Below are 21,000 nucleotides of genomic sequence, written 5' to 3'. Positions count from 1 at the left end.
GCGCGATGACCACCACCACCTCTGTGCGCACCACGGCGCCGCTCAAGTCCACCGCCCCGCGCCTGCGCACCGTACGGCGGCGCACCGCCGGGCGGCCCCGGCGCAGTGTCCTGCTGACCGTGCTCACCGGCGTCGTCCTCGTCTACAGCCTGCTGCCGCTGGTGTGGCTCCTGATCAGCGCCACCAAGTCCCAGCAGGGCCTGGCCCGTTCGTTCGGCCTCTGGTTCGACTCGGACTTCGACCTCTGGCACAACATCGGCGCGACCTTCACGTACCAGGACGGCGTCTTCGGCCGCTGGCTCCTCAACACCCTCCTGTACGTGGTGGTGGGCGCGGGCGGGGCCACCTTCCTGGCGGTGCTCGGCGGGTACGCGCTCGCCAAGTTCGCCTTCCCCGGCAAGCGCGCCGTGTTCGCCGTCGTCATCGGTGCGGTCGCGGTGCCGGGCACGGCGCTCGCCGTCCCCACGTTCCTGATGTTCAGCAAGATGGGGCTCACCGACACCCCGTGGGCCGTCATCATCCCGTCGCTGATCTCGCCGTTCGGCCTGTATCTGATGTGGGTGTTCGCCACCGAGGCGATCCCCGCCGAACTGATGGAGGCCGCCCGCATCGACGGCGCGAGCGAGCTGCGCACCTTCTTCCAGGTCGCCCTGCCGCTGCTCGCGCCCGGCACCGTCACCGTCCTGCTCTTCACCACGGTCGCGACCTGGAACAACTACTTCCTGCCGCTGATCATGCTGAAGGACCCCGACTGGTACCCGCTCACGCTCGGCCTCGACTCCTGGAACAAGCAGTCGCAGACGGCCGGCGGCGAGGCCATCCCCCATCTCGTGCTCACCGGCTCGCTGCTCACCATCGTGCCGCTGATCGCCGCCTTCCTGCTGCTCCAGAAGTACTGGCAGTCGGGTCTCTCCGCCGGAAGCGTCAAGGAGTAGGCGCGGCGCCGCTGTTCACCCCTCGCACGCCCTCTGTAGGACCACGACGAAGTGGAAGCCATCGCCATGCCCCAGCACTCCCGCCGCGTCCTGCGCGGCACCGTTCTCCTCTGCGCCCTCGCCCTCGGCGCCACCGCCTGCGGCGGCTCCGACGACGGCGGTTCCAGTGACAAGAAGGTCGGTTCGGCCGACCTCCAGTCGGCCCTGAAGAAGGGCGGCACCGTCACGGTGTGGGCGTGGGAGCCGACCCTGAAGCAGGTCGCCGCCGACTTCGAGAAGAAGTACCCGAAGGTCAACATCAAGCTGGTCAACGCGGGCACCAACAACGACCAGTACAAGGCCCTGTCGAACGCGATCTCTGCGAAGAAGGGCGTCCCGGACGTCGCGCAGATCGAGTACTACGCGCTCGGCCAGTACGCCCTGACGAAGCAGATCACCGACCTCAAGGCCTACGGCGCCGAGAAGCTGGCGGACTCGTACTCGCCGGGGCCGTGGAACTCGGTGAAGTCCGGCGACGGCGTCTACGGACTGCCCATGGACTCAGGACCGATGGCGCTCTTCTACAACAAGAAGGTCTTCGACAAGTACAAGATCGCCGTCCCGACGACGTGGGACGAGTACGTGGAGGCCGCCCGCAAGCTGCACAAGGCCGACCCGAAGGCGTACATCACCAGCGACGTCGGCGACGCGGGCCTGACCACCAGCCTGCTGTGGCAGGCCGGTTCGCACCCGTACAAGGTCGACGGCACCAAGGTCGGCATCGACTTCACCGACGCGGGCGCGAAGAAGTACACCGACACCTGGCAGAAGCTGATCGACGACAAGCTCGTCTCGCCCGTCACCGGCTGGACCGACGACTGGTACAAGGGCCTCGGCGACGGCACCATCGCCACCCTGCCCACCGGCGCCTGGATGCCCGCCAACTTCGCCTCCGGCGTGAAGGGCGCGTCCGGCGACTGGCGCGTCGCCCCCATGCCGCAGTGGGAGAAGGGCGCGAACGCGAGCTCGGAGAACGGCGGCAGCTCGCTCGCGCTGCCCGAGCTCGGCAAGAACAAGGAGCTCGCCTACGCCTTCGTCGAATACGCCAACTCCGGTGCGGGCGTGCAGACCCGCATCAAGAACGGCGCGTTCCCCGCGACGACGAAGGACCTGAACTCGTCCTCGTTCCAGAACACCGAGTTCCCCTACTTCGGCGGCCAGAAGGCCAACAAGATCTTCGCCGAGTCCGCGAAGAGCGTGCCCACCGACTGGAAGTACCTGCCGTTCCAGGTGTACGCCAACTCGATCTTCAACGACACCGTCGGCAAGGCGTACGTCTCCCCGACCAGGCTCACCGCCGGCCTGAAGTCCTGGCAGGACGCCTCCGCCAAGTACGGCACCCAGCAGGGCTTCACCGTCGACAAGTAGCGCGCACGGCTTCAACTCCGCATTCCTGAAAGGACGTTCATGGTCGCCCCCCTCACCTCCCGATTCCCGTACGCGAAGGGCTCGGACGGCACCCGGCGCCTCGGCTACGGAGCCGACTACAACCCCGAGCAGTGGTCGCGGGAGGTGTGGGCGGACGACATCCGACTGATGCGCGAGGCCGGAGTGAACGTCGTCTCCCTCGCCATCTTCTCCTGGGCGAGGCTCCAACCCACCGCCGACACCTGGGACTTCGGCTGGCTCGACGAGATCATGGACCTGCTGCACGCGGGCGGCATCGGCGTCGACCTGGCCACCGCCACCGCGTCGCCGCCGCCGTGGCTGACCGCCGCGCACCCGGAGATCCTGCCGGTGACCGCGAGCGGCGAGACGCTGTGGCCGGGCGCCCGCCAGCACTGGCGGCCCACCTCGCCCGTCTTCCGCGAGCACGCTCTGGCACTGGTCCGCCGGCTCGCGTCCCGCTACGCCGACCATCCGGCGCTGGTCGCCTGGCACGTCAACAACGAGCTGGGCTGCCACAACGTCCACGACTACTCCGACGACGCGGCCCGCGCCTTCCGGGCCTGGCTGCGCCGCCGCTACACCACGCTCGACGCCCTCAACGACGCGTGGGGGACGGCATTTTGGTCCCAGCGCTACAGCGACTGGGAGCAGCTCCTGCCGCCCCGCCTCGCCGCCTCGCACCCCAACCCCACGCAGCAGCTCGACTTCAAGCGGTTCTCCTCCGACGCGCTCAAGGACCATCTGCTGGCCGAGCGGGAGATCCTGCGCGAGCTCACCCCGGACATACCTGTCACCACCAACTTCATGGTGATGCCCGGCACCAAGGGCATGGACTACGCGGGCTGGGCCGGCGAGGTGGACTTCGTCGCCAACGACCACTACGTCATCCCAGGACCGCAGGACCGCGACGAACTCTCCTTCTCCGCCAACCTCACCAGCGGCATCGCGGGCCACCGGCCCTGGTTCCTGATGGAGCACTCCACCAGCGCCGTGAACTGGCAGCCCGTCAACCTCGCCAAGAAGCCCGGTGAGTTGGCCCACGACTCGCTGCTGCACGTCGCGCACGGCGCCGACGCCGTCTGCTTCTTCCAGTGGCGGCAGTCGGCGGCGGGCGCCGAGAAGTACCACTCGGCGATGCTCCCGCACGCCGGCGCCGACAGTGAACTCTTCCGCTCCGTCGTCGAGTTGGGCGGCACCCTCGACGCCCTCGCCCCGATCGCCGGCAGCGGGCGCGAACCCGCCCGCGTCGCGATCCTCTTCGACTGGGACTCGTGGTGGACCAGTGAGCAGGACTCCCACCCGAGCTCCCGCCTCGACTACCACCGCGAGGCACTCGACTGGTACTCGGCGCTGCTGCGCCTCGGCATCCGCGCCGACGTGGTGCCCGCGCACCACACCGACCTGTCCGCGTACGACGTCGTCATCGCGTCCGTCCTGCACGTGGTGCCGCAGCCACTCGCCAAGGAGCTCACCCGGTACGTCGAGGGCGGCGGCCACCTCGTCACCACGTACTTCTCCGCGATCGTCGACGAGAACGACCACGTGTGGCTGGGCGGCTACCCGGGTGCGCTGCGCGACGTCCTCGGCATCCGTATCGAGGAGTTCGGGCCGCTGCTCGACGGCGACACCGTCGACCTGGACAACGGCACCACCGGGAGCCTGTGGACCGACCGGATCTCCGTCACCGGCACGGACGTCGAGGTCCTCGCCGGCTACCGGACCGGTACGTACGCGTCCCGCCCGGCCGTCACCCGGCGCGGCACCGGCCGCGGCTCCGCCTCGTACGTCTCCACCCGCCTCGGAGTCGAAGGGCTCACCGCGCTGCTGCCGGAGCTGCTGGCGCCCGCCGGGGTGCGTAGCGAACTCCCGGAGGCCGTACGGGGGTTGGTCGAAGAGGTCGTGCGGCGTGACGCCGAGCACCGCTATGTCTTCCTGGTGAACCGGAGCGACGAGCAGGTGGCGCTGCCGGGCCTCACCGGGGAGGTCCTCGTCGGGCCGGCGGGCGACGTTCTCGTCCTGGCGCCCCGCCAGGTCGCCGTGCTGCGGCAGCCGCTTTCCTGCTGAGCCCTCCACGTACAACACCCCACTCACACCACGATGTAGGGAGCACACGTTGGCGCGCTTGACCCGTAGACGGTTCATCGGCATCGCCGCGGCCACGGCCGCGGCCGCGGGAACCCAGATCTCGGCCGCACGGCTCGTCGCCGCGGCCACCGGGGCGACGGTCACGGTCATCCCCGACCCCTCGTACCGGCAGGACCGGTTCGAGGGGTGGGGCACCAGCCTCGTCTGGTTCGCGAACGCCACCGGGCACTATCCGGACGCGATCCGCGAGAGGGTCGCCGACCTCGTCTTCGGACGGGACGGCCTCGCCCTGAACATCGCCCGGTACAACATCGGCGGCGGCAACGCCCCCGACGTGCCCGACTACCTGCGGGCGGGCGGCGCCGTCGAGGGCTGGTGGAAGGCCCCCGAGGGCACCACCCGCACCGACACCGACTGGTGGGACCCCGGCAACGCGGACCACTGGAACGAGGACGCCGACGCGACCCAGCGCTGGTGGGTGGACCGGATCAAGAAGGACATCACCCACTGGGAGACGTTCTCCAACTCCCCGCCCTACTTCATGACGGTCAGCGGCTATGTCTCCGGCGGCTTCGACGCGTCGAAGGACCAGCTGAAGGAGGCGTCCGTCGACGACTTCGCCGCCTATCTGGCCGGTGCGACGCGACGCCTGGAGAAGGCGCACGGCATCAAGGTGAAGACCGTCGACCCGTGCAACGAGCCCAACACCAGTTATTGGGGTACCCAGTTGGGAGCCGATGGCGATCCGACCGGAGGCCGCCAGGAGGGCTGCCATATCGGCCCCGGCCTCCAGCAGAAGATCGTGCCCGCGCTCGACGCCGCCCTGCGCAAGGCGCGGACCACCGCGGCCGTCGCGGCGATGGACGAGACCAACCCGACGACCTTCGTCACGAACTGGACGAGCTATCCGGCCGACGTGAAGAGCCACGTCGCCCAGATGAACGTCCACACCTACGGCACCGGTGGCCGCACCTCCGTCCGCGACCTCGCCAAGGCCGACGGCAAACCGCTGTGGATGAGCGAGGTCGAGGGCGACTGGGGCGACGGACAGTCCTTCACCGACATGCGGCCCGGCCTCGGGCTCGCCCAGCACATCGTCGACGACCTGCGCGAACTGGAGCCCAGCGCCTGGGTGTTCTGGCAGCCCGTCGAGGACTGGGACAACATGAAGCCCGGCGGGGAGTCCGCCAAGGGCGGCAACTGGGGCGAGGTCCAGGTCTCCTTCAGCGCGGGCCCCGACGACACTCTGGAGACCTGTCCGGTCTACACGAACACCAAGTTCGACACCGCCCGCAACTTCACCCACCACATCCGTCCGGGCGACCATCTCGTCAAGGTCGACGACACGAACAGCGCCGCCGCCGTCACGCGCGGCGGCGACGGCGCCACCGTCGTGCACGTCAACAGCACCACGAGCACCCGCACGGTGAAGCTCGACCTGTCGCGGTTCGCGACCGTGCGCCGGGGCGCGACCGTCACCCCGGTCGTGACCAGCACGGACGGCAAGCTGGCCGAGCAGGCGCCGGTCCCGGTCACCGGGCGTACGGCCACCTTCACGGTGCCCGCGCAGTCCGTGACCACGTTCCTGGTCAAGGGGGTCTCCGGGGTGGCGAAGGACGCCGCCGAGCTGCGCCGGGGACGCACCTACGAGCTGACGGGTGTGCAGAGCGGCAAGGACCTCACCGTCGCCGACGGCGGCGCCACGCTCGTCATCAGGTCCGGCACGGGTGCGGCGGGTCAGCGGTGGCGGCTCGCGCAGATCAGCGGGGACGGCCCCGCGAACCGCAGGCGGCATGTGTTCACCAGCGCCGCCGACGGCAAGCGGCTCGCCGTCCGTGACGGTGCGGTGGTCGTCGAACCCGACACGGGGGAGCGGGACGCGGCCGCCCAGTGGATCCCGTCGACGACGGGCGACGGCACGTACACCCTGGTCAACGCGGGCACGGGGCGCCTCCTGGAGGTCGGCGGCCAGGCCACGAACGAGGGTGCGCCCGTCGGGACCTGGCAGCCCAACTCCGGCTCCAACCAGCGGTGGAAGGTCACCGACGTGACGTCCTGACCGGGCGGCCCGCGCGCCCCACGGCCCGGTGCCGTGGGGCGCGTTCGGCTGTCAGGCCACAGGCGCGAGCGTGTCGGCGAGACCGTCGATCAGGGCGTGCAGCCGGAGCAGGTCGTCGACCATGGCGCCCTCGTTGGAGCCGACGTCCATGCGGATACAGACGTCGCCGACCGGTGCCGCGGCGGCCTGCTCGTACAGCCAGGTCTCCGCCCCTTCGTCGGGTGGCCCCGGAAGCGCCGTCATGCCGGGGCGCCACCAGGTGGAGGCCGAGTGGGCGAGGACCGTGCCGAAGGCGGCGGGCCGGCTGGGCAGATCCTCCGTCACGGCCGGCAGCAGCTCGTCGGCCACCATGTCGATGAAGTCCGGGTCGGCGCCGAGCTGCCGCATGCGCGCCGCCGGTCATCTTGTGCCACGTACTCAGATGTGGTGTGCCCTGCGTTCCCGCAGCAGCAGCCACGCCAGGAAGAGGCCGCCCGCCACGCCCGTCACCACGCCGACCGGCATCAGCGCCGAACCGGTCACCCGTTGCGTCAGGAGGTCGGCCGCCGTCACCAGGAGGGCGCCCATCCACGCGGCGGGCAGCACGTTCGGTCCCGCGGCGCGGGTGACGCGGCGGGCCAGTTGGGGGGAGGCCATGGCGAGGAACGGGATCGGCCCCGCCGCGGCGACCGCCATCGCGGTCAGGCCCGTGCCCGCGCACAGCAGGATCAGCCGGCTGCGCTCCGGCGGCACACCGAGGGCGCCCGCGGTGTCGTCGCCCATCTCCAGCATCGTCAGCCGGCGCCCGAACACCATGACCACGGGGACGCAGACGATCAGGCCGAGCGCGGCCGTCCTTGCCTCGGTCCAGCCGCGGTCGTTGAGGGAACCGATCGTCCAGCTCGCCGCCTGGGCCGCCTTGCCGATGTCGGCGCGGACGTAGAGGAAGCTGGTCGCCGCTCCGAGCACCGCGGAGACCCCGATGCCGACGAGTACGAGCCGGTAGCCGTGCACACCCCGGCGCCAGGCCAGCAGGTAGACGGCGATGGCCGTGGCGAAGCCGCCGACGAGCGCGCCGAGCGCGGTCTGTGCGGCGCCCGCGTCGAGGAAGATGATGGCGACGAGCGCGCCCGCCGACGCGCCGTTGCCGAACCCGATGATGTCCGGGCTGCCCAGCGGATTGCGGGTGAGCGACTGGAAGACGGTGCCCGCCATGCCCGTCCCGAAGCCGACGAGAACCGCGACGACGGCGCGCGGCAGCCGCAGGTCGAGCACGATGAACTCGGCGCCGGGCGGCCCGTTCCCCGCGAACGTCCGCAGCACCTCCATGGGCGACAGCTCGTACGTGCCCGTGCCGACGGAGAGCACCACCAGGCAGGCCGTGACCACGATCAGCGCCAGGCAGACGAGCACCGTGCGCGGGTCGAAGCGGACCGAGAACCGGCCCGCCCGCAGCCTCCCGCGACGCAACTCGGCCTTGAACGCCCGGGGTTCCTCCTTCTCCAGGGGCTCCAAGGGCTCCAGGGATTCCAGGGACTCCATGGTCACAGCTGGGCCACCTTCCGCTGACGTACGAGGTGGACGAAGATCAGCCCGCCGATGAACGACGTGACGATGTCCGCCTGGATCTCCGACGGCGCCACCACGACCCGGCCGATGACATCGGCGACGAGCAGCAGGGTGGGCGCGAACAGCGCGCAGAAAGGCAGCATCCAGCGCGGGTCGGGTCCCGTGAACGCGCGGACCGCGTGCGGGATCATCAGGCCGACGAAGCCGATCGGCCCGCACACGGCGGTGGCACTGCCGCACAGCAACGTGATGGCCACGATCGACAGGACCCGGGTGCGCCGCACCGAGGTGCCGAGCGCGCGGGCGTGGTCCTCGCCCAGCGAGAGGGCGCCGAGCGGCCGGGCGAGCGCGAACGCGAGGAGCGCGCCCGCGATCAGCAACGGCAGCGCCGTGAGCAGGAGTTCGGGGTCGCGCTTCTCCAGCGTGCCGACCGACCAGAAGCGCATCGAGTCGAGCGTGCTCAGGTCCCACTGCTGCAGCCCGTTGACGTAGCCGAACAGGGCCGCGTTGACGGCCGTGCCGGCGAGCGCGAGCCGTACCGGCGTCGCCGACCGGGTGCCGCCCAGGGCGTTGACGACGATGGCGGCGACGGCGGCGCCGAGCAGCGCGAACCACAGATATCCGGTGAACGATGTGATGCCGAACACGCTGATCGCGGTGACGACAGCGGCCGAGGAGCCCGCGTTCACCCCGAGCAGTCCGGGGTCGGCGAGGGGGTTGCGGGTCAGTACCTGCATCACGCCGCCGGCGAGCCCGAGCGCCGCGCCCACGGCGATGCCGATGAACGTTCGTGGCAACCGCAGTTCACGAACGATGTTGTCGTTCGCCGATCCGGACGGCGAGAAGAGCCCGCTCCAGACCTGGCCGGGCGCGAGGTGTTCGGTGCCCACCGCGAGCGAGAGGGCGGCCGCCGCGACGAGCAGCGCGAGGCCGATCAGGAGCCCCGCGGTGCGGGGTGGGCGGCTGCGTGGCTCGGTGGCCGGGAGTTGCTGTGTTCCGCCGGGGCGGAGTCGTGTTCCTGCGGGCATGTGGTTAGCTTAGGCTAACCTAAGTACGTCTGCTAACAATTACGTCGACAGAAAAGCTTCCGGGGACAGACATGCTTCCCGGAGGAAGAGGAGACATGAGCGTCCAGTCCGTTGCCGCCCTGCCGGACCACCGGCCGGACCGCGTCACCGGTGCCCGCGTCGCGCGCCTCAAGGAGTGCATCGCCGCGGCCGACGACGCTCAGCGTGCGCACATCGCCGAGGAGTTCTGGCAGGAGGCCGCCGCCCGCGGCACACCACTCGTCGAGGAACTCGACGGCGAACCCGACCACCGGGCGGTCACCTTCCTGTGGCGCGGCCACCGCGCCACCCGGCAGGTGCTGCTCATGGTCAGTCACCTCGGCGACCGCGCCCACCTCGCGGGCTCCCTCATGGAACGGATCCCCGGCACCGACATCTGGCACTTCGGTCTGCGGCTGCGCGCGGACCACCGCGCCTCGTACCGGATCGCCGCCGACATCTCGGCCAAGGAGCCGCCCGAGGACCCCGAGGTGCTGCAGGCGCGGCTGCGCTCCCTCGCGGTGCACGCGGCGCACGACCCGCTCAACCCCCGCCGCCTCCCGACCCGGTGGGGCGCGGGCGACAACTCCGTCTTCGCCCTGCCCGAGGCCCCCGCCCCGGCGTGGACCGAGCGGCGCGGCACCGTGCCCGCCGGGCGCGTCGAACGTCACCGGGTCGGCGCCGCGGTGCTGGACGGCGACCGCGACGCAGGCAGCGAACGCGATGTATGGGTATATATGCCGCCGGGTTCCCGCGGTGACGCGGAGCGGCTGCCCGTCCTCGTGCTCTGCGACGGCGACATGTGGTTCGGCCGCCTGGGCCTGCAACACACCCTGGACACGCTGATCGCCGACGAACTGCTGCCGCCGCTGGCCGTGCTCGCGCCGGACGCCGTCGACCGGCACACCCGCAACCGTGAACTCGGCGCGCGGGACGCCTTCGTGGAGTTCCTCGCGGACGAGCTGCTGCCGTGGGCCGCGGGCCGCTGGCCCCTCGCCACGGACCCGGCACGCACCGTCGTCGCCGGACAGAGCCTCGGCGGCCTGGCCGCCCTGCACGCGGGACGGCTGCGACCGGACCGTTTCGGTCATGTCGTCGCCCAGTCGCCCTCGCTGTGGTGGCGGCCGAGCCTGCCGCCGGGCGTCGTACAGAAACACGTCTTCGGCGTGCCGTGGCTCGTCGCCCGGTACGCGGAGACCGACCCCGCGCCGATCACCGTCCACCTCGACGCGGGTCTGCACGAGGGCACGATGGTCGACCACTGCCGCACGCTCTACGACACGCTGCACTCGGCCCGCTACCAGGTCACCCGCAACGAGTTCAACGGCGGCCACGACTACGCCTGTTGGCGCGTCGCCCTCGCCGACACCCTGATCCGTCTGCTCGGTGCCGCCCCCGCCTAGCGCGGCCCCTCGGACCTCCCCCCCCACGCACCACCTCTCTCATCCCCTTGCCCTAAGGAGCCCTACGCACATGTCCTCCCTGAGATTCCGCCGCGCCGCCCTCATACCGGCCGCCGCCGTCACGGGCGCCCTGCTCCTGAGCGCCTGCGGCAGCGACAGCGGAGACGACGCCGGCGGCGCCGAGAAGGCCGGCTCCGCGTCGAAGACGCGGCAGCTCACCGACGCCCAGGGCCGCAAGGTCAAGGTGCCCAGCGACCCCAAGAAGGTCGTCGCGCTCAGCGAGCCGACCCTCGACGCGGCGCTCGCCCTCGGCGTCGAGCCGGTCGGCACCACGGCGGGCCGCGGGCAGCAGGGTGTGTCCTCGTACCTCGCCGACAAGGCCGCGAAGTCGCAGGTCGTCGCCTCCGTCGCCGAGGCCGACATGGAGAAGCTCGCCGCGCTCCAGCCCGACCTGATCCTCCTCGACGAGACGACCGGCGCGAAGAAGACCGTCGACAAGCTCCAGGAGATCGCGCCGACCGTCGTCACCGCGAAGCTCAACGAGAACTGGAAGACGGCCTTCACCGACACCGCGGACGCCCTCAACAAGAAGTCCGACGCCAAGAAGTGGCTCGCCGACTTCGACACGCAGGTCGCCGACACGAAGAAGAAGCTCGGCGGCAACGCCGGAAAGTCCGTCTCCGTCATCCGCTGGCAGGACGGCGCGCCCTCCGTCGTCGGCAAGGGCGAGGGCCACGTCGGCTCGACGCTCAAGGCGCTCGGCATGGACAGGCCCAAGGACCAGCAGGGCGCCAGCACCGGACACAGCGAGCCGGTCTCCCTGGAGAAGCTCGCCACCATCGACGGCGACTGGCTGTTCCTCGGCGCCCTCGGCAGCAAGGACGACAGCCAGAAGGCCTACGAAGCGGCCAAGAAGGTCACCAACTTCGGCAAGTTGACGGCCGAGAAGGCCGGTCACGTCGTCGTCATCGACGGCTCGGCGTGGAACAGCTCGGGCGGCCCGCTCGCCGCGCGGACCGTCCTCGACGACATCAAGGGGGCGCTCGCCAAGTGACGACCCCGATCACTGGTCAGGACCTGGCCGGCCGGCTCGCCCTCGTCACGGGGGCGGGCCGGGGGATCGGCGAGGCGGTCGTCGCCGCGCTCGCCGGACGCGGCGCCCGCGTGCTCGCCACCGACCTGGACGCCGAAGCCGTCGCCAAGGCCGCGGCCCCCTACGCCGAAGGGCAGGTCGTCGCCCGCTCCCTCGACGTCACCGACGCGGCCGCAGTCGAGGCGCTCGTCGCCGACACCGAGGACACCCTCGGCCCCCTCGACATCGCCGTCAACGTCGCCGGAATCCTGCGCGGTTCATCCGTCGTGGACCTCGCCGACGCGGACTGGGCCGCCTGCTTCGCCGTCAACACCAACGGCGTCATGCACGTCTCCCGCGCCGCCGCCCGCCGGATGACACGGCGCGGCGCCGGCAGCATCGTCACCGTCGCCTCCAACGCGGCCGGGATCCCCCGCCACGGCATGGCCGCATACGCCGCGTCGAAGGCGGCCACCGCGATGTTCACCAAATGCCTCGGCCTGGAGGTCGCCGCACACGGGGTGCGCTGCAACAACGTCTGCCCCGGCTCCACCCTCACCGACATGCAGCGCGGCATGTGGGAAGCGGGCCCCGGCGGTGACGTGGAGGCCGGTGCCCGTTCGGTCATCGAGGGCGACCTCGCCGCGCACCGCACCGGCATCCCCCTCGGCCGGATCGCCGACCCCGAGGACATCGCGGAGGCGGTCGCGTTCCTCGCGGGTGACAGGGCCCGGCACATCACGATGCAGGACCTGTACGTGGATGGCGGCGCCACCCTCCGGGGGTGACCGGTCGGCCGTTCCTACGCCACGGGGCTCTGCCCCGGACCCCGCTGCTCAATCGCCGCAGGGGCTTGAGTTGCCCACCTTTGGAGACGCCCATGACCACCGTCGTCGGTACCCGTGTGCCCGAGCTCGTCTCGCCCGGGTCCGCCACCGCGCTCCTGGAGGAGTACGCGCCCGTCACCGATCGTTTTCTCGCCACCCCGCACCGGACCCTCCTCGGGCATGGTGTCGTCGCCGAACTCCCGCACAGAGACGGCCCGTTGAGTCCGCGTGTGCGGGCGCTGCTGGATGCCCGGCGCAGTGCCGGGGATCCGAATCCCGTCGTGATGGGCGCCCTGCCCTTCGACCCCGACGCGGCTCCCGCGCTCGCCGTCCCGCGCTCCGTGCGCTCGGCGCCGCCGCTGCGCGAGGATCCGCTCATCGCGTTGCCCGTGCCGCACGCCGGCACCCAGTGGTCCGTGCGCGAGGTTCCGGAGCCCGGGGTGTACGGAGCCGCCGTCGCCGCGGCCGTCGACCGGATGAAGGCCGGTGAGTTCGACAAGGTCGTCCTCGCCCGCACCCTCGAACTGACCGCCCCGCAGGCCCCGGACCTCCCCGCGATGCTGCGCCGCCTCGCCCGCCGCGACCCGGCCGGCTACACCTTCGCCGTGCCCAGCGCCCCCGGCCGTACGCTCATCGGAGCGAGCCCCGAACTCCTCGTCTCCCGCGCCGGATCCACCCTCACCGCCAACCCCCTCGCGGGCTCCGCGCCGCGCTCCGCCGACCTCGCCGAGGACGTGCGCCGCGCCGCCGCCCTCCTCGAATCGGCGAAGGACCTGCACGAGCACGCCGTCGTGGTGGACGCGGTGCGCGCGGCCCTCGCCCCGTTCTGCCGGACCATCGACGTCCCGGCCCGCCCCACCCTCGTACGGACGGCCGCCATGTGGCACCTGTCCACCACCGTGACCGGCGAACTCGCGGACCCCGAGCGCACCACCGCCCTCGACCTTGCCTCCGCCCTGCACCCCACCCCCGCCGTGTGCGGCACACCGACCGGTCTCGCCCGCCAAGTCATCGCGGAGTCCGAGCCGTTCGACCGCGGCGCCTACACCGGCATGGTCGGCTGGCAGAACGCGGACGGCGACGGCGAGTGGGTCGTCACCATCCGCTGCGCCGAGGCCGAGGGCAGGCTGCTGCGCCTGTTCGCGGGCGCGGGCGTCGTCGCCGAGTCCTCGCCCGAGGCCGAGACCGCCGAGACCGGCGCGAAGTTCCGTACCTTCCTGAACGCCGTAGGAGCTGCCCTGTGACCAGCCCCCTCACCCCCGGCGTCGACGCCCCCACCTGGCCCGCCGAGTACGCCGAGCGCTACCGCGCCGCCGGGTACTGGCGCGGCGAGACCTTCGGCGGGGTGCTGCGCGAGCGTGCCGCCTCCCACCCCGACCGGATCGCCCTCGTGGACCCGGCCCCGCCCAGACGCACCTGGACCTACCGCCAACTCGACGACCAGGTCGACCGGTTGGCCGCCGGGTTCGTGGCGCGCGGCATACGCAAGGGCGACCGCGTCGTCGTCCAGCTGCCGAACGTCGGCGAGTTCGTCGAGGTCGTCTTCGCCCTGTTCCGCATCGGTGCGCTCCCCGTGTACGCGCTGCCCGCGCACCGCGAGAGCGAGATCGCGTACTTCTGCTCCTTCACCGACGCCGTCGCCTACGTGATCCCCGAGCGGCACGCGGGCTTCGACCACCGGGCACTGGCGAGCAAGGTCCGGGCCGAGGCCCCGAGCCTGAAGCACGTGTTCGTGGTCGGGGACGACCCCGGCGAACACACCGCGCTGTCCGAAGTGCCGTCCGAACCAGCGGAGTTGGACGGGCCCGAGCCGCACCAACTCGCCTTCCTCCAGCTGTCCGGCGGCACCACCGGCCGGCCCAAGCTCATCCCGCGCACCCACGACGACTACCTGTACTCGCTGTGGGGCTCCAACGAGATCTGCGGCGTCGACGCCGACACCCGTTTCCTCGTCGTGCTGCCCGCCGCCCACAACTACCCGATGAGCAGCCCGGGTTGGCTCGGCGTGCTGTACGCGGGTGGCACCGTCGTGCTCGCGCCCGCACCCGACCCGGACACCGCGTTCCCGCTCGTCGCGAGCGAGCGGATCACCATGACCGGCCTCGTACCGCCGCTCGCCCTCGTCTGGACCGACTCCGCGGCCGGCACCGCACACGACCTGTCGACCCTGGAACTCGTCCTGGTCGGCGGCGCCAAATACAGCGAACAGGCCGCCCGCCGCCTCGAACCCGCCCTCGGCTGCCGCCTGATGCAGGTCTTCGGCATGGCGGAAGGACTCGTCAACTACACACGCCTGGACGACGACCCGGAGACGGTCGTCGCCACCCAGGGGCTGCCCATCTCCCCGGACGACGAGGTGCGCGTCGTCGACGACGCCGACCAGGACGTCCCCGACGGCGGCTTCGGGCATCTGCTCACCCGCGGCCCGTACACCATCCGCGGCTACTGGCGCGCCCCCGAGCACAACGCCCGCTCCTTCACGGCTGGGGGCTTCTACCGCACCGGCGACATCGTGCGGCGCACCCCGACCGGCCACCTCGTCGTCGAGGGCCGGGCCAAGGACCAGATCAACCGGGGCGGCGAGAAGATCGCCCCCGAGGAGATCGAGAACATCCTCCTCGCCCACCCGGCCGTGCACGACGTCTCCGTCGTCGGCGTCCCCGACGAGTACCTCGGCGAACGCTCCCTCGCCTACGTCATCCTGCGCGCGGACGCCGAACCCCTGAGGCCCGTCGCCGTGAAGCGGTTCGTACGGGAACGGGGCGTGGCCGCGTACAAGGTGCCCGACCTCGTCGAATTCGTCGACGCCTTCCCGCAGACCGGCATCGGCAAGATCAGCAAGAAGCACCAGCGGTCCGCCGCCGAGCAGCACTGAGAGGTACCCCCACCATGGCCCTGCCCGCCATCGCCGCCTACCCGCTCCCGACCCCCGAAGAGCTCCCCGCGAACCGCGTCCCCTGGACCGTCGACCCGGCCCGCGCCGTGCTGCTCGTGCACGACCTCCAGCACCACTTCCTCGCCAAGTACCCCCAAGCCGAACAGCCGTTGACCGGCATGCTCGACAACACCGCCCGGCTGCTCAAGGAGAGCCGCGGCCTCGGCATCCCCGTCCACTACTCCGCGCAGCGCGGCGGCCAGACCCCCGAGGAGCGCGGGCTGCAGCTCGACTTCTGGGGCCCCGGCGTCGCCGACGACCCCGCCGTCCTCGCCATGCCCGAGGCCGTGGCACCCGAGGCCGGCGACACGGTCCTCACCAAGTGGAAGTACAGCGCGTTCGTCCGCACCGAACTGGAAGAGCTGATGCGGGAGTCGGGCCGCGACCAGCTGGTGATCGTCGGCGTGTACGCGCACATCGGCGTGCTGATCAGCGCCGCCGACGCGTGGATGCGGGACATCCAGGCGTTCGTCGTCGCCGACGCCGTCGCCGACTTCACCCGCGAGGACCACGACATGGCGCTGCGCTGGGCCGCCGGCCGCTGCGCCGTCGTCACCACCACCGAGACGTTCATCAAGGAGGTACGGGCCGCATGACCACCCTCACCGTTCAGAGGATCCGCGAGGACGTCGCCGACTGCCTGGGCGAGGACGACCCCGCCGAGATACCCCTCGACGAGAACCTCGTCGACTACGGGCTCGACTCCGTACGCGTCATGACCCTCCTTGAACGCTGGCGCAGGGACCACGGCGCGGAGGCCTCGTTCGTCGACCTCGCCGAACAGCCGGCCATCGAGGCCTGGGCGAAGATCCTGGGGGTGGCCGCCTCATGACCGCAACTGTCAGCGAGCACGCCGGGGCCCGTGACCTCGTGCTGCCGCTCACCGCCGCCCAGTCCGGCATGTGGTTCGCGCAGGCCCTCGACCCGCTCAGCCCCGCGCAGAACACCGCCGAGTACCTGGCGATCGACGGCGACCTCGACCCGGAACTCTTCGCCGAAGCGCTGCGCCGGGTCGTCACCGAGGCCGACGCGCTGCGCGTCCGCGTCGAGGACACCCCCGACGGACCGCGCCAACGCGTGTGCGGAAGCGTCGAGTTGCCGCTGACCGTGCGCGAGGACCTGAGCGAGGACGAGGCCCTCGCCTGGATGCGCGCCGACCTCGCCGAACCCTGCGACCTGGCGGAGGGGCCGCTGTTCGGGCACGCCCTGTTCCGCGTGGGGGAGCGGCGCTGGCTGTGGTACCAGCGCATCCACCACCTCGTCATCGACGGCTTCGGCTACTCCCTCCTCGTCGGCAGGACCGCCGCGATCTACACGGCACTCGTGCGCGGCGACAACCCGGGCCCCCGCGCCTTCGAGACACTCGCCGACCTGCTGGCCGTCGACGCCGAGTACCGCGCATCCGACGCCTTCACCGCCGACCGCGCGCACTGGGGCGAGGCGTTCGCCGACCGCCCGGAGGCACCACGGCTCGCGGGCCGCGGCGCGCTCCCGTCCCGGTCCTTCCACCGCCGTACGGCACGGGTCGCGCCGGACACGACCGAGCGGCTGAAGGAACTCGCCGCGAGCACCCGCGCCACCTGGCCCGACGTCCTCATCGCCGCGCAGGCCCTCTACACCTCGCGCGCCACCGGCCGGTCGGACGTCGTCCTCGGCCTTCCGATGATGGGCCGCATGGGCTCGGTCGCGCTGCGCGTCCCCGGCATGGTGATGAACGTGCTGCCACTGCGCCTGACCGTCACCCCGGACGCCACTTTCGCGGAGCTCGTACGCCAAGTGGTCCTCGGCGTACGGCAGGTGCGCCGCCACCAGCGCTACCGCTACGAGGACATCCGCCGCGACCTCGGCCTGCTCGGCGAGAGCCGCGGTCTCGTCGGACCGCTCGTCAACGTCATGCCGTTCGACTACGGCGCCGAGTTCGCGGGCGCCCCGGCCCGCGCCCACAACCTGTCGGCAGGCCCCGTCGACGACCTCACGGTCAACATCTACGACCGCGCCGACGGCCGCGGCCTGCGCATCGACCACGACGGCAACCCGGCGCTCTACGAGGACGAGGACCTCGCCGCACACCAGGCCCGGTTCCTCGACCTCCTCGGCCGCCTCACCGAGACCGACCCGCAGGCGCCGCTCGCCACGCACACCATCGCCACCCCGGCCGAACTCTCCCTCGTCCTCGACGAGTTCAACCGCACCGAACGGGCCCTGCCACCCACCACCCTCATCGGCCCCATCGAGGCACAGGCCGCCCGCACCCCCGACGCGACCGCGCTCGTGTACGACGGCACGGTGCTCACCTACGCACAACTCAACGCGCGAGCCAACCAGTTGGCGCGCCACCTGCAAGCGCTGGGCGCCGCCCCCGGCCGCCTCGTCGCGGTCTCCGTCCCGCGCTCGGCCGAGCTGATCGTGACGCTCCTCGCCGTCCTCAAGTCCGGCGCCGCGTACCTGCCGCTCGACCCCGACTATCCCGAGCAGCGCCTCACCTACATGCTCCAGGACGCCGAACCCGTCTGCGCCGTCACCGACGTCGCGGACCGCCTCCCCAGCGGCGCGGGCACACCGCTGGTCGTCCTCCAAGGGCTCGACCTCTCCGCGTACGCCACCGTCGACCCGGGCCGCGCGCTCACCCCCGCCCACCCCGCCTACGTCATCTACACCTCAGGATCGACCGGCCGGCCCAAGGGCGTCGTCGTCCCGCACTCCGCCATCGACAACCGGCTGCGCTGGATGCAACACGAGTACGGCATCGGGGCCGCCGACGTCGTCCTCCAGAAGACCCCGTCCTCGTTCGACGTGTCGGTGTGGGAGTTCTTCTGGCCGCTACGCGAGGGCGCGACGCTCGTCGTCGCCGAACCGGGCGGCCACAAGGACCCGGCGTACCTGGCCCGGATCATCCGCCAACAAGCCGTCACCACCTGCCACTTCGTGCCGTCGATGCTCCAGGTGTTCCTCGCGGAACCGGGCGCCGCCTCGTGCGCGGGCGCGCTGCGCCGCGTCTTCTGCAGCGGCGAGGCCCTGCCCCGCGAGACGGCGAACGCCTTCGCGCGGGCGCTCCCCGGCGTGGCACTGCACAACCTGTACGGCCCGACGGAGGCCGCCGTCGACGTCACGTACCACGCGTGCGAGCCCTCCGGTGCGGGACCCGTGCCCATCGGCCGCCCGGTGTGGAACACCCGCCTGTACGTCCTCGACCCGGCCGGACAGCCGTGCCCGCCGGGCGTGCTCGGCGAACTGTACCTGGCGGGACGGCAGTTGGCGGACGGCTATCTGAACCGCCCCGAGCTGACCGACGAGCGCTTCGTTCCGGACCCCTTCACGTCGTACAACGGCCTGCGCATGTACCGCACCGGCGACCTCGCGCGCTGGACCGAACGCGGCGAGGTCGAGTACCTCGGCCGCACCGACCACCAGGTCAAGCTGCGCGGCCAGCGCATCGAACTCGGCGAGATCGAGGCGGAGTTGACGGCACTGAAGGGGGTCGACGGTTCGTGTGCGCTGGTCCTCGACGACCGCCTCGTCGGATACGTGACAGGGGCCTCGCCCCACCCGGCCGAGATCCGCGCCGCGCTGTCCCGCACCCTGCCCGAGCACATGGTGCCCTCCGCGATCGTGCCGCTCGACGCGTTCCCGCTCAGCCCCAACGGCAAGCTGGACCGCCGCCGACTCCCGGCACCCGTCTTCGCCCGAGGCGGCGGCTCCCGGACCCCGTCGAGCCCGCGCGAGGAGACGCTCACCCGCCTCTTCGCCGAGGTCCTCGACGCCGAAGGGGCGGGCCCCGACGACGCCTTCTTCGACCTGGGCGGCACCTCGCTCCTCGCGGTGCGCCTCGTCAACCGCGTCCGCGAGGAACTCGGCGCGGAACTGACCATCGGCTCGCTCTTCGAATCGCCCACACCGGCGGCGCTCGCGGCCCGCATCGACGACACGTCACCGGTGTCCACGGACGCCCTCGGTGTCGTCCTGCCGCTGCGTCGCGAGGGCGCCCACCCGCCGCTCTTCGCGATCCACCCGGCAGGCGGCATCTCCTGGTGCTACGCGGGCCTGACCGCGCGCCTCGACCGGGAGCAGCCGGTGCACGGACTCCAGGCGCGCAGCCTGACCTCGGACGATGCGCTGCCCGCCACCCTGTGGGAGCAGGCGGCGGACTACGTGGACGAGATCCGCCGGATCCGGCCGCACGGCCCCTACCGGCTCATCGGCTGGTCGGTCGGCGGCATCCTCGCGCACACGGTCGCCGTGCTGCTCCAGGAGGCGGGAGAACAGGTCGAACTCCTCGCCCTGCTCGACGCGTTCCCCGCCGAGCAGTGGCGCGAGCGCCCCGCTCCGGAGGAGGGCGACGCCCTCACGGCCGTCCTGCGCATGGCCGGCTTCGAGCGCACCGACGAGGCCACCCGCGAGGACGTCCTCGCCACCCTGCGCAAGGCGGGCAGTCCCCTCGCCGGCCTCAAGGACAGCACGCTCTCGCGGATCGTCGACATCGTCCCCAATCACGCCCGCATGATGCGCGCCCACGAACACCGCCGCTACGAGGGCGACGTCCTGTTCTTCACGGCCGCCGCCCCGCGCCCCGAGAACTGGCTGACCCGTGAGGCCTGGCGCCCGCACATCACGGGCCGGATCACCAACCACGATCTGCCGTGCACCCACCCGGAGCTGCTCAAGGAGGAGTACGTGGAGCGGATCGCGGCGGCGCTCGCGCCGCGCTTGAAGGAGCTGGAGGACTGACTGCGGAGGAGAGGTGTGCGCTCGGAATAGTGTCGCAGTTTTACGTATGACTGCGACACTATTCCGAGCGCACACCTCGGCCCGGCGAGTAGCGTGCCCGGGTGACCGACACTGATCGCGAACGCCTGCGCGCCACCTTCACCCAGGACGCCGAACGCTACGACCGCGCCCGCCCCGGCTACCCGCCCCGTATGTTCGACGACCTCGCCGAACTCGCCGGGGCGGGGCCGGGGTGTCGAGTCCTGGAGATCGGAGCCGGTACGGGCAAGGCGACCGTGCCGCTGGCGGAGCGCGGTTGCCGGATCACCGCCGTCGAACTCGGCGCGGAGCTTGCGGCTGTGGCCCGTGCCGACCTGGCGCCGTATCCCGACGTGACGGTCGACGTGGCGGCCTTCGAGGACTGGCCGCTGCCGCCCGAGCCCTTCGACCTCGTTCTCGCCGCTACCTCCTTCCACTGGATCGACCCCGCCGTACGCGTCGCCAAGAGCGCGGACGCGCTACGCCCCGGCGGGACGCTCGCGACCGTCTCGACCCACCATGTCGCGGGCGGCACCGAGGACTTCTTCGCGGAGGCCCAGGGCTGCTACCTGCGCTTCGACCCGACGACCCCGCCGGGCCTGCGCCTCGCCCAGGCCGCCGACATCCCGCAGGACAGCCAGGAGTCGCCGAACCGGAACGTCGAACAGGGCAACGCGGCGCTCCCCGGCGCCGACCGCTTCGAACCGCCCGTCTTCCGCCGCTACGAACGGGAACTGACCTACCGCACCGCGGACTACCTCGACCTGCTCGGCACGTTCTCGGGCACCCTCGCCCTCGCCCCGGCCGCCCGCGCCGGCCTGCTCGACTGCATCGGCACGCTCATCGACACGCACTACGGGGGCCGGGTCACCAAGCGGTACATGACGGAACTCCGCCTCGCCGTCCGCCGGTAGCGCGG

At 71.7% G+C, this 21,000-nt stretch carries 16 protein-coding genes; 13 read left to right on the top strand and 3 right to left on the bottom strand.

What is annotated here, in order from left to right; genetic code table 11:
- Nucleotides 1–5 precede the first annotated feature (5 nt).
- From OKJ99_RS31260 to OKJ99_RS31245, 4 genes are all read left to right on the top strand, one after another.
- Nucleotides 6–935 carry a carbohydrate ABC transporter permease gene (locus tag OKJ99_RS31260; protein WP_326021315.1) on the top strand — a complete coding sequence of 310 codons (930 nt, stop codon included), beginning with the start codon at nt 6–8 and terminating at the stop codon, nt 933–935.
- A gap of 66 nt (nt 936–1,001) precedes the next feature.
- Complete coding sequence (locus OKJ99_RS31255; RefSeq protein WP_326021314.1) at nt 1,002–2,342, top strand: ABC transporter substrate-binding protein; 1,341 nt, start codon at nt 1,002–1,004, stop codon at nt 2,340–2,342.
- Nucleotides 2,343–2,381: 39 nt separating this feature from the next.
- Nucleotides 2,382–4,427 carry a beta-galactosidase gene (locus OKJ99_RS31250; RefSeq protein ID WP_326021313.1) on the top strand — a complete coding sequence of 682 codons (2,046 nt, stop codon included), beginning with the start codon at nt 2,382–2,384 and terminating at the stop codon, nt 4,425–4,427.
- 49 nt (nt 4,428–4,476) lie between these two features.
- Nucleotides 4,477–6,507, top strand: coding sequence for an RICIN domain-containing protein (locus OKJ99_RS31245; protein ID WP_326021312.1), 2,031 nt, complete (start codon nt 4,477–4,479; stop codon nt 6,505–6,507).
- Between the two features lie 51 nt (nt 6,508–6,558).
- Here OKJ99_RS31245 and OKJ99_RS31240 read toward each other — a convergent pair whose 3' ends face one another.
- The 3 genes from OKJ99_RS31240 to OKJ99_RS31230 are packed head-to-tail and all read right to left on the bottom strand — an operon-like array spanning nt 6,559 to nt 9,083.
- Nucleotides 6,559–6,894 (bottom strand): hypothetical protein, encoded by a 336-nt coding sequence (locus OKJ99_RS31240; RefSeq protein ID WP_326021311.1) that lies wholly within the window; start codon nt 6,892–6,894, stop codon nt 6,559–6,561.
- Between the two features lie 30 nt (nt 6,895–6,924).
- Complete coding sequence (locus tag OKJ99_RS31235) at nt 6,925–8,028, bottom strand: FecCD family ABC transporter permease (protein ID WP_326021343.1); 1,104 nt, start codon at nt 8,026–8,028, stop codon at nt 6,925–6,927.
- A 2-nt stretch (nt 8,029–8,030) separates the two neighbouring features.
- A complete protein-coding gene (locus tag OKJ99_RS31230) occupies nt 8,031–9,083 on the bottom strand; it encodes a FecCD family ABC transporter permease (protein ID WP_326021310.1) in 1,053 nt (350 codons plus the stop codon).
- Nucleotides 9,084–9,178: 95 nt separating this feature from the next.
- Here OKJ99_RS31230 and fes point away from each other — a divergent pair, with 95 nt between their 5' ends.
- From fes to OKJ99_RS31185, 9 genes are all read left to right on the top strand, one after another.
- A complete protein-coding gene (gene fes, locus OKJ99_RS31225) occupies nt 9,179–10,504 on the top strand; it encodes an enterochelin esterase (RefSeq protein WP_326021309.1) in 1,326 nt (441 codons plus the stop codon).
- 70 nt (nt 10,505–10,574) lie between these two features.
- Nucleotides 10,575–11,558, top strand: a complete 984-nt coding sequence (locus OKJ99_RS31220) for an ABC transporter substrate-binding protein (RefSeq protein WP_326021308.1) — start codon at nt 10,575–10,577, stop codon at nt 11,556–11,558.
- Nucleotides 11,555–12,364, top strand: coding sequence for a 2,3-dihydro-2,3-dihydroxybenzoate dehydrogenase (locus OKJ99_RS31215; protein WP_326021307.1), 810 nt, complete (start codon nt 11,555–11,557; stop codon nt 12,362–12,364). The genes OKJ99_RS31220 and OKJ99_RS31215 overlap by 4 nt, the downstream gene beginning before the upstream one ends.
- Before the next feature lie 92 nt (nt 12,365–12,456).
- Nucleotides 12,457–13,647 carry an isochorismate synthase gene (locus OKJ99_RS31210; protein WP_326021306.1) on the top strand — a complete coding sequence of 397 codons (1,191 nt, stop codon included), beginning with the start codon at nt 12,457–12,459 and terminating at the stop codon, nt 13,645–13,647.
- The gene (locus tag OKJ99_RS31205) at nt 13,644–15,278 is read left to right on the top strand and encodes a (2,3-dihydroxybenzoyl)adenylate synthase (RefSeq protein WP_326021305.1); all 1,635 of its coding nucleotides are present in this window, start codon (nt 13,644–13,646) and stop codon (nt 15,276–15,278) included. The genes OKJ99_RS31210 and OKJ99_RS31205 overlap by 4 nt, the downstream gene beginning before the upstream one ends.
- Nucleotides 15,279–15,292: 14 nt before the next feature.
- On the top strand, nt 15,293–15,934 hold the full coding sequence (locus OKJ99_RS31200) for an isochorismatase family protein (RefSeq protein WP_326021304.1): 642 nt from the start codon (nt 15,293–15,295) through the stop codon (nt 15,932–15,934).
- Nucleotides 15,931–16,170 carry a phosphopantetheine-binding protein gene (locus OKJ99_RS31195; protein ID WP_326021303.1) on the top strand — a complete coding sequence of 80 codons (240 nt, stop codon included), beginning with the start codon at nt 15,931–15,933 and terminating at the stop codon, nt 16,168–16,170. Before OKJ99_RS31200 ends, OKJ99_RS31195 begins: the two co-directional genes overlap by 4 nt.
- Entirely contained in the window at nt 16,167–20,063 is a 3,897-nt protein-coding gene (locus OKJ99_RS31190; RefSeq protein ID WP_326021302.1) for an amino acid adenylation domain-containing protein, read from the top strand. The genes OKJ99_RS31195 and OKJ99_RS31190 overlap by 4 nt, the downstream gene beginning before the upstream one ends.
- Nucleotides 20,064–20,164: 101 nt before the next feature.
- On the top strand, nt 20,165–20,995 hold the full coding sequence (locus OKJ99_RS31185) for a class I SAM-dependent methyltransferase (protein WP_326021301.1): 831 nt from the start codon (nt 20,165–20,167) through the stop codon (nt 20,993–20,995).
- Nucleotides 20,996–21,000: the final 5 nt, after the last annotated feature.

The sequence above is a fragment of the Streptomyces endophyticus genome, from assembly GCF_035798155.1.
GTDB lineage: Bacteria > Actinomycetota > Actinomycetes > Streptomycetales > Streptomycetaceae > Streptomyces > Streptomyces endophyticus.
The sequence above is the reverse complement of the archived record's forward strand: the minus strand, read 5'-3'. Positions and strand labels throughout refer to the sequence as shown.

Excerpts from the sequence above, each read along its gene's own strand:
- OKJ99_RS31200 (WP_326021304.1), top strand. The coding sequence starts at position 15,293 with ATGGCCCTGCCCGCCATCGCCGCCTACCCGCTCCCGACCCCCGAAGAG.
- OKJ99_RS31190 (WP_326021302.1), top strand. The coding sequence starts at position 16,167 with ATGACCGCAACTGTCAGCGAGCACGCCGGGGCCCGTGACCTCGTGCTG.
- OKJ99_RS31240 (WP_326021311.1), bottom strand. The coding sequence starts at position 6,894 with ATGCGGCAGCTCGGCGCCGACCCGGACTTCATCGACATGGTGGCCGAC.
- fes (WP_326021309.1), top strand. The coding sequence starts at position 9,179 with ATGAGCGTCCAGTCCGTTGCCGCCCTGCCGGACCACCGGCCGGACCGC.
- OKJ99_RS31250 (WP_326021313.1), top strand. The coding sequence starts at position 2,382 with ATGGTCGCCCCCCTCACCTCCCGATTCCCGTACGCGAAGGGCTCGGAC.
- OKJ99_RS31220 (WP_326021308.1), top strand. The coding sequence starts at position 10,575 with ATGTCCTCCCTGAGATTCCGCCGCGCCGCCCTCATACCGGCCGCCGCC.
- OKJ99_RS31235 (WP_326021343.1), bottom strand. The coding sequence starts at position 8,028 with ATGGAGTCCCTGGAATCCCTGGAGCCCTTGGAGCCCCTGGAGAAGGAG.
- OKJ99_RS31260 (WP_326021315.1), top strand. The coding sequence starts at position 6 with ATGACCACCACCACCTCTGTGCGCACCACGGCGCCGCTCAAGTCCACC.
- OKJ99_RS31210 (WP_326021306.1), top strand. The coding sequence starts at position 12,457 with ATGACCACCGTCGTCGGTACCCGTGTGCCCGAGCTCGTCTCGCCCGGG.
- OKJ99_RS31255 (WP_326021314.1), top strand. The coding sequence starts at position 1,002 with ATGCCCCAGCACTCCCGCCGCGTCCTGCGCGGCACCGTTCTCCTCTGC.
- OKJ99_RS31195 (WP_326021303.1), top strand. The coding sequence starts at position 15,931 with ATGACCACCCTCACCGTTCAGAGGATCCGCGAGGACGTCGCCGACTGC.
- OKJ99_RS31230 (WP_326021310.1), bottom strand. The coding sequence starts at position 9,083 with ATGCCCGCAGGAACACGACTCCGCCCCGGCGGAACACAGCAACTCCCG.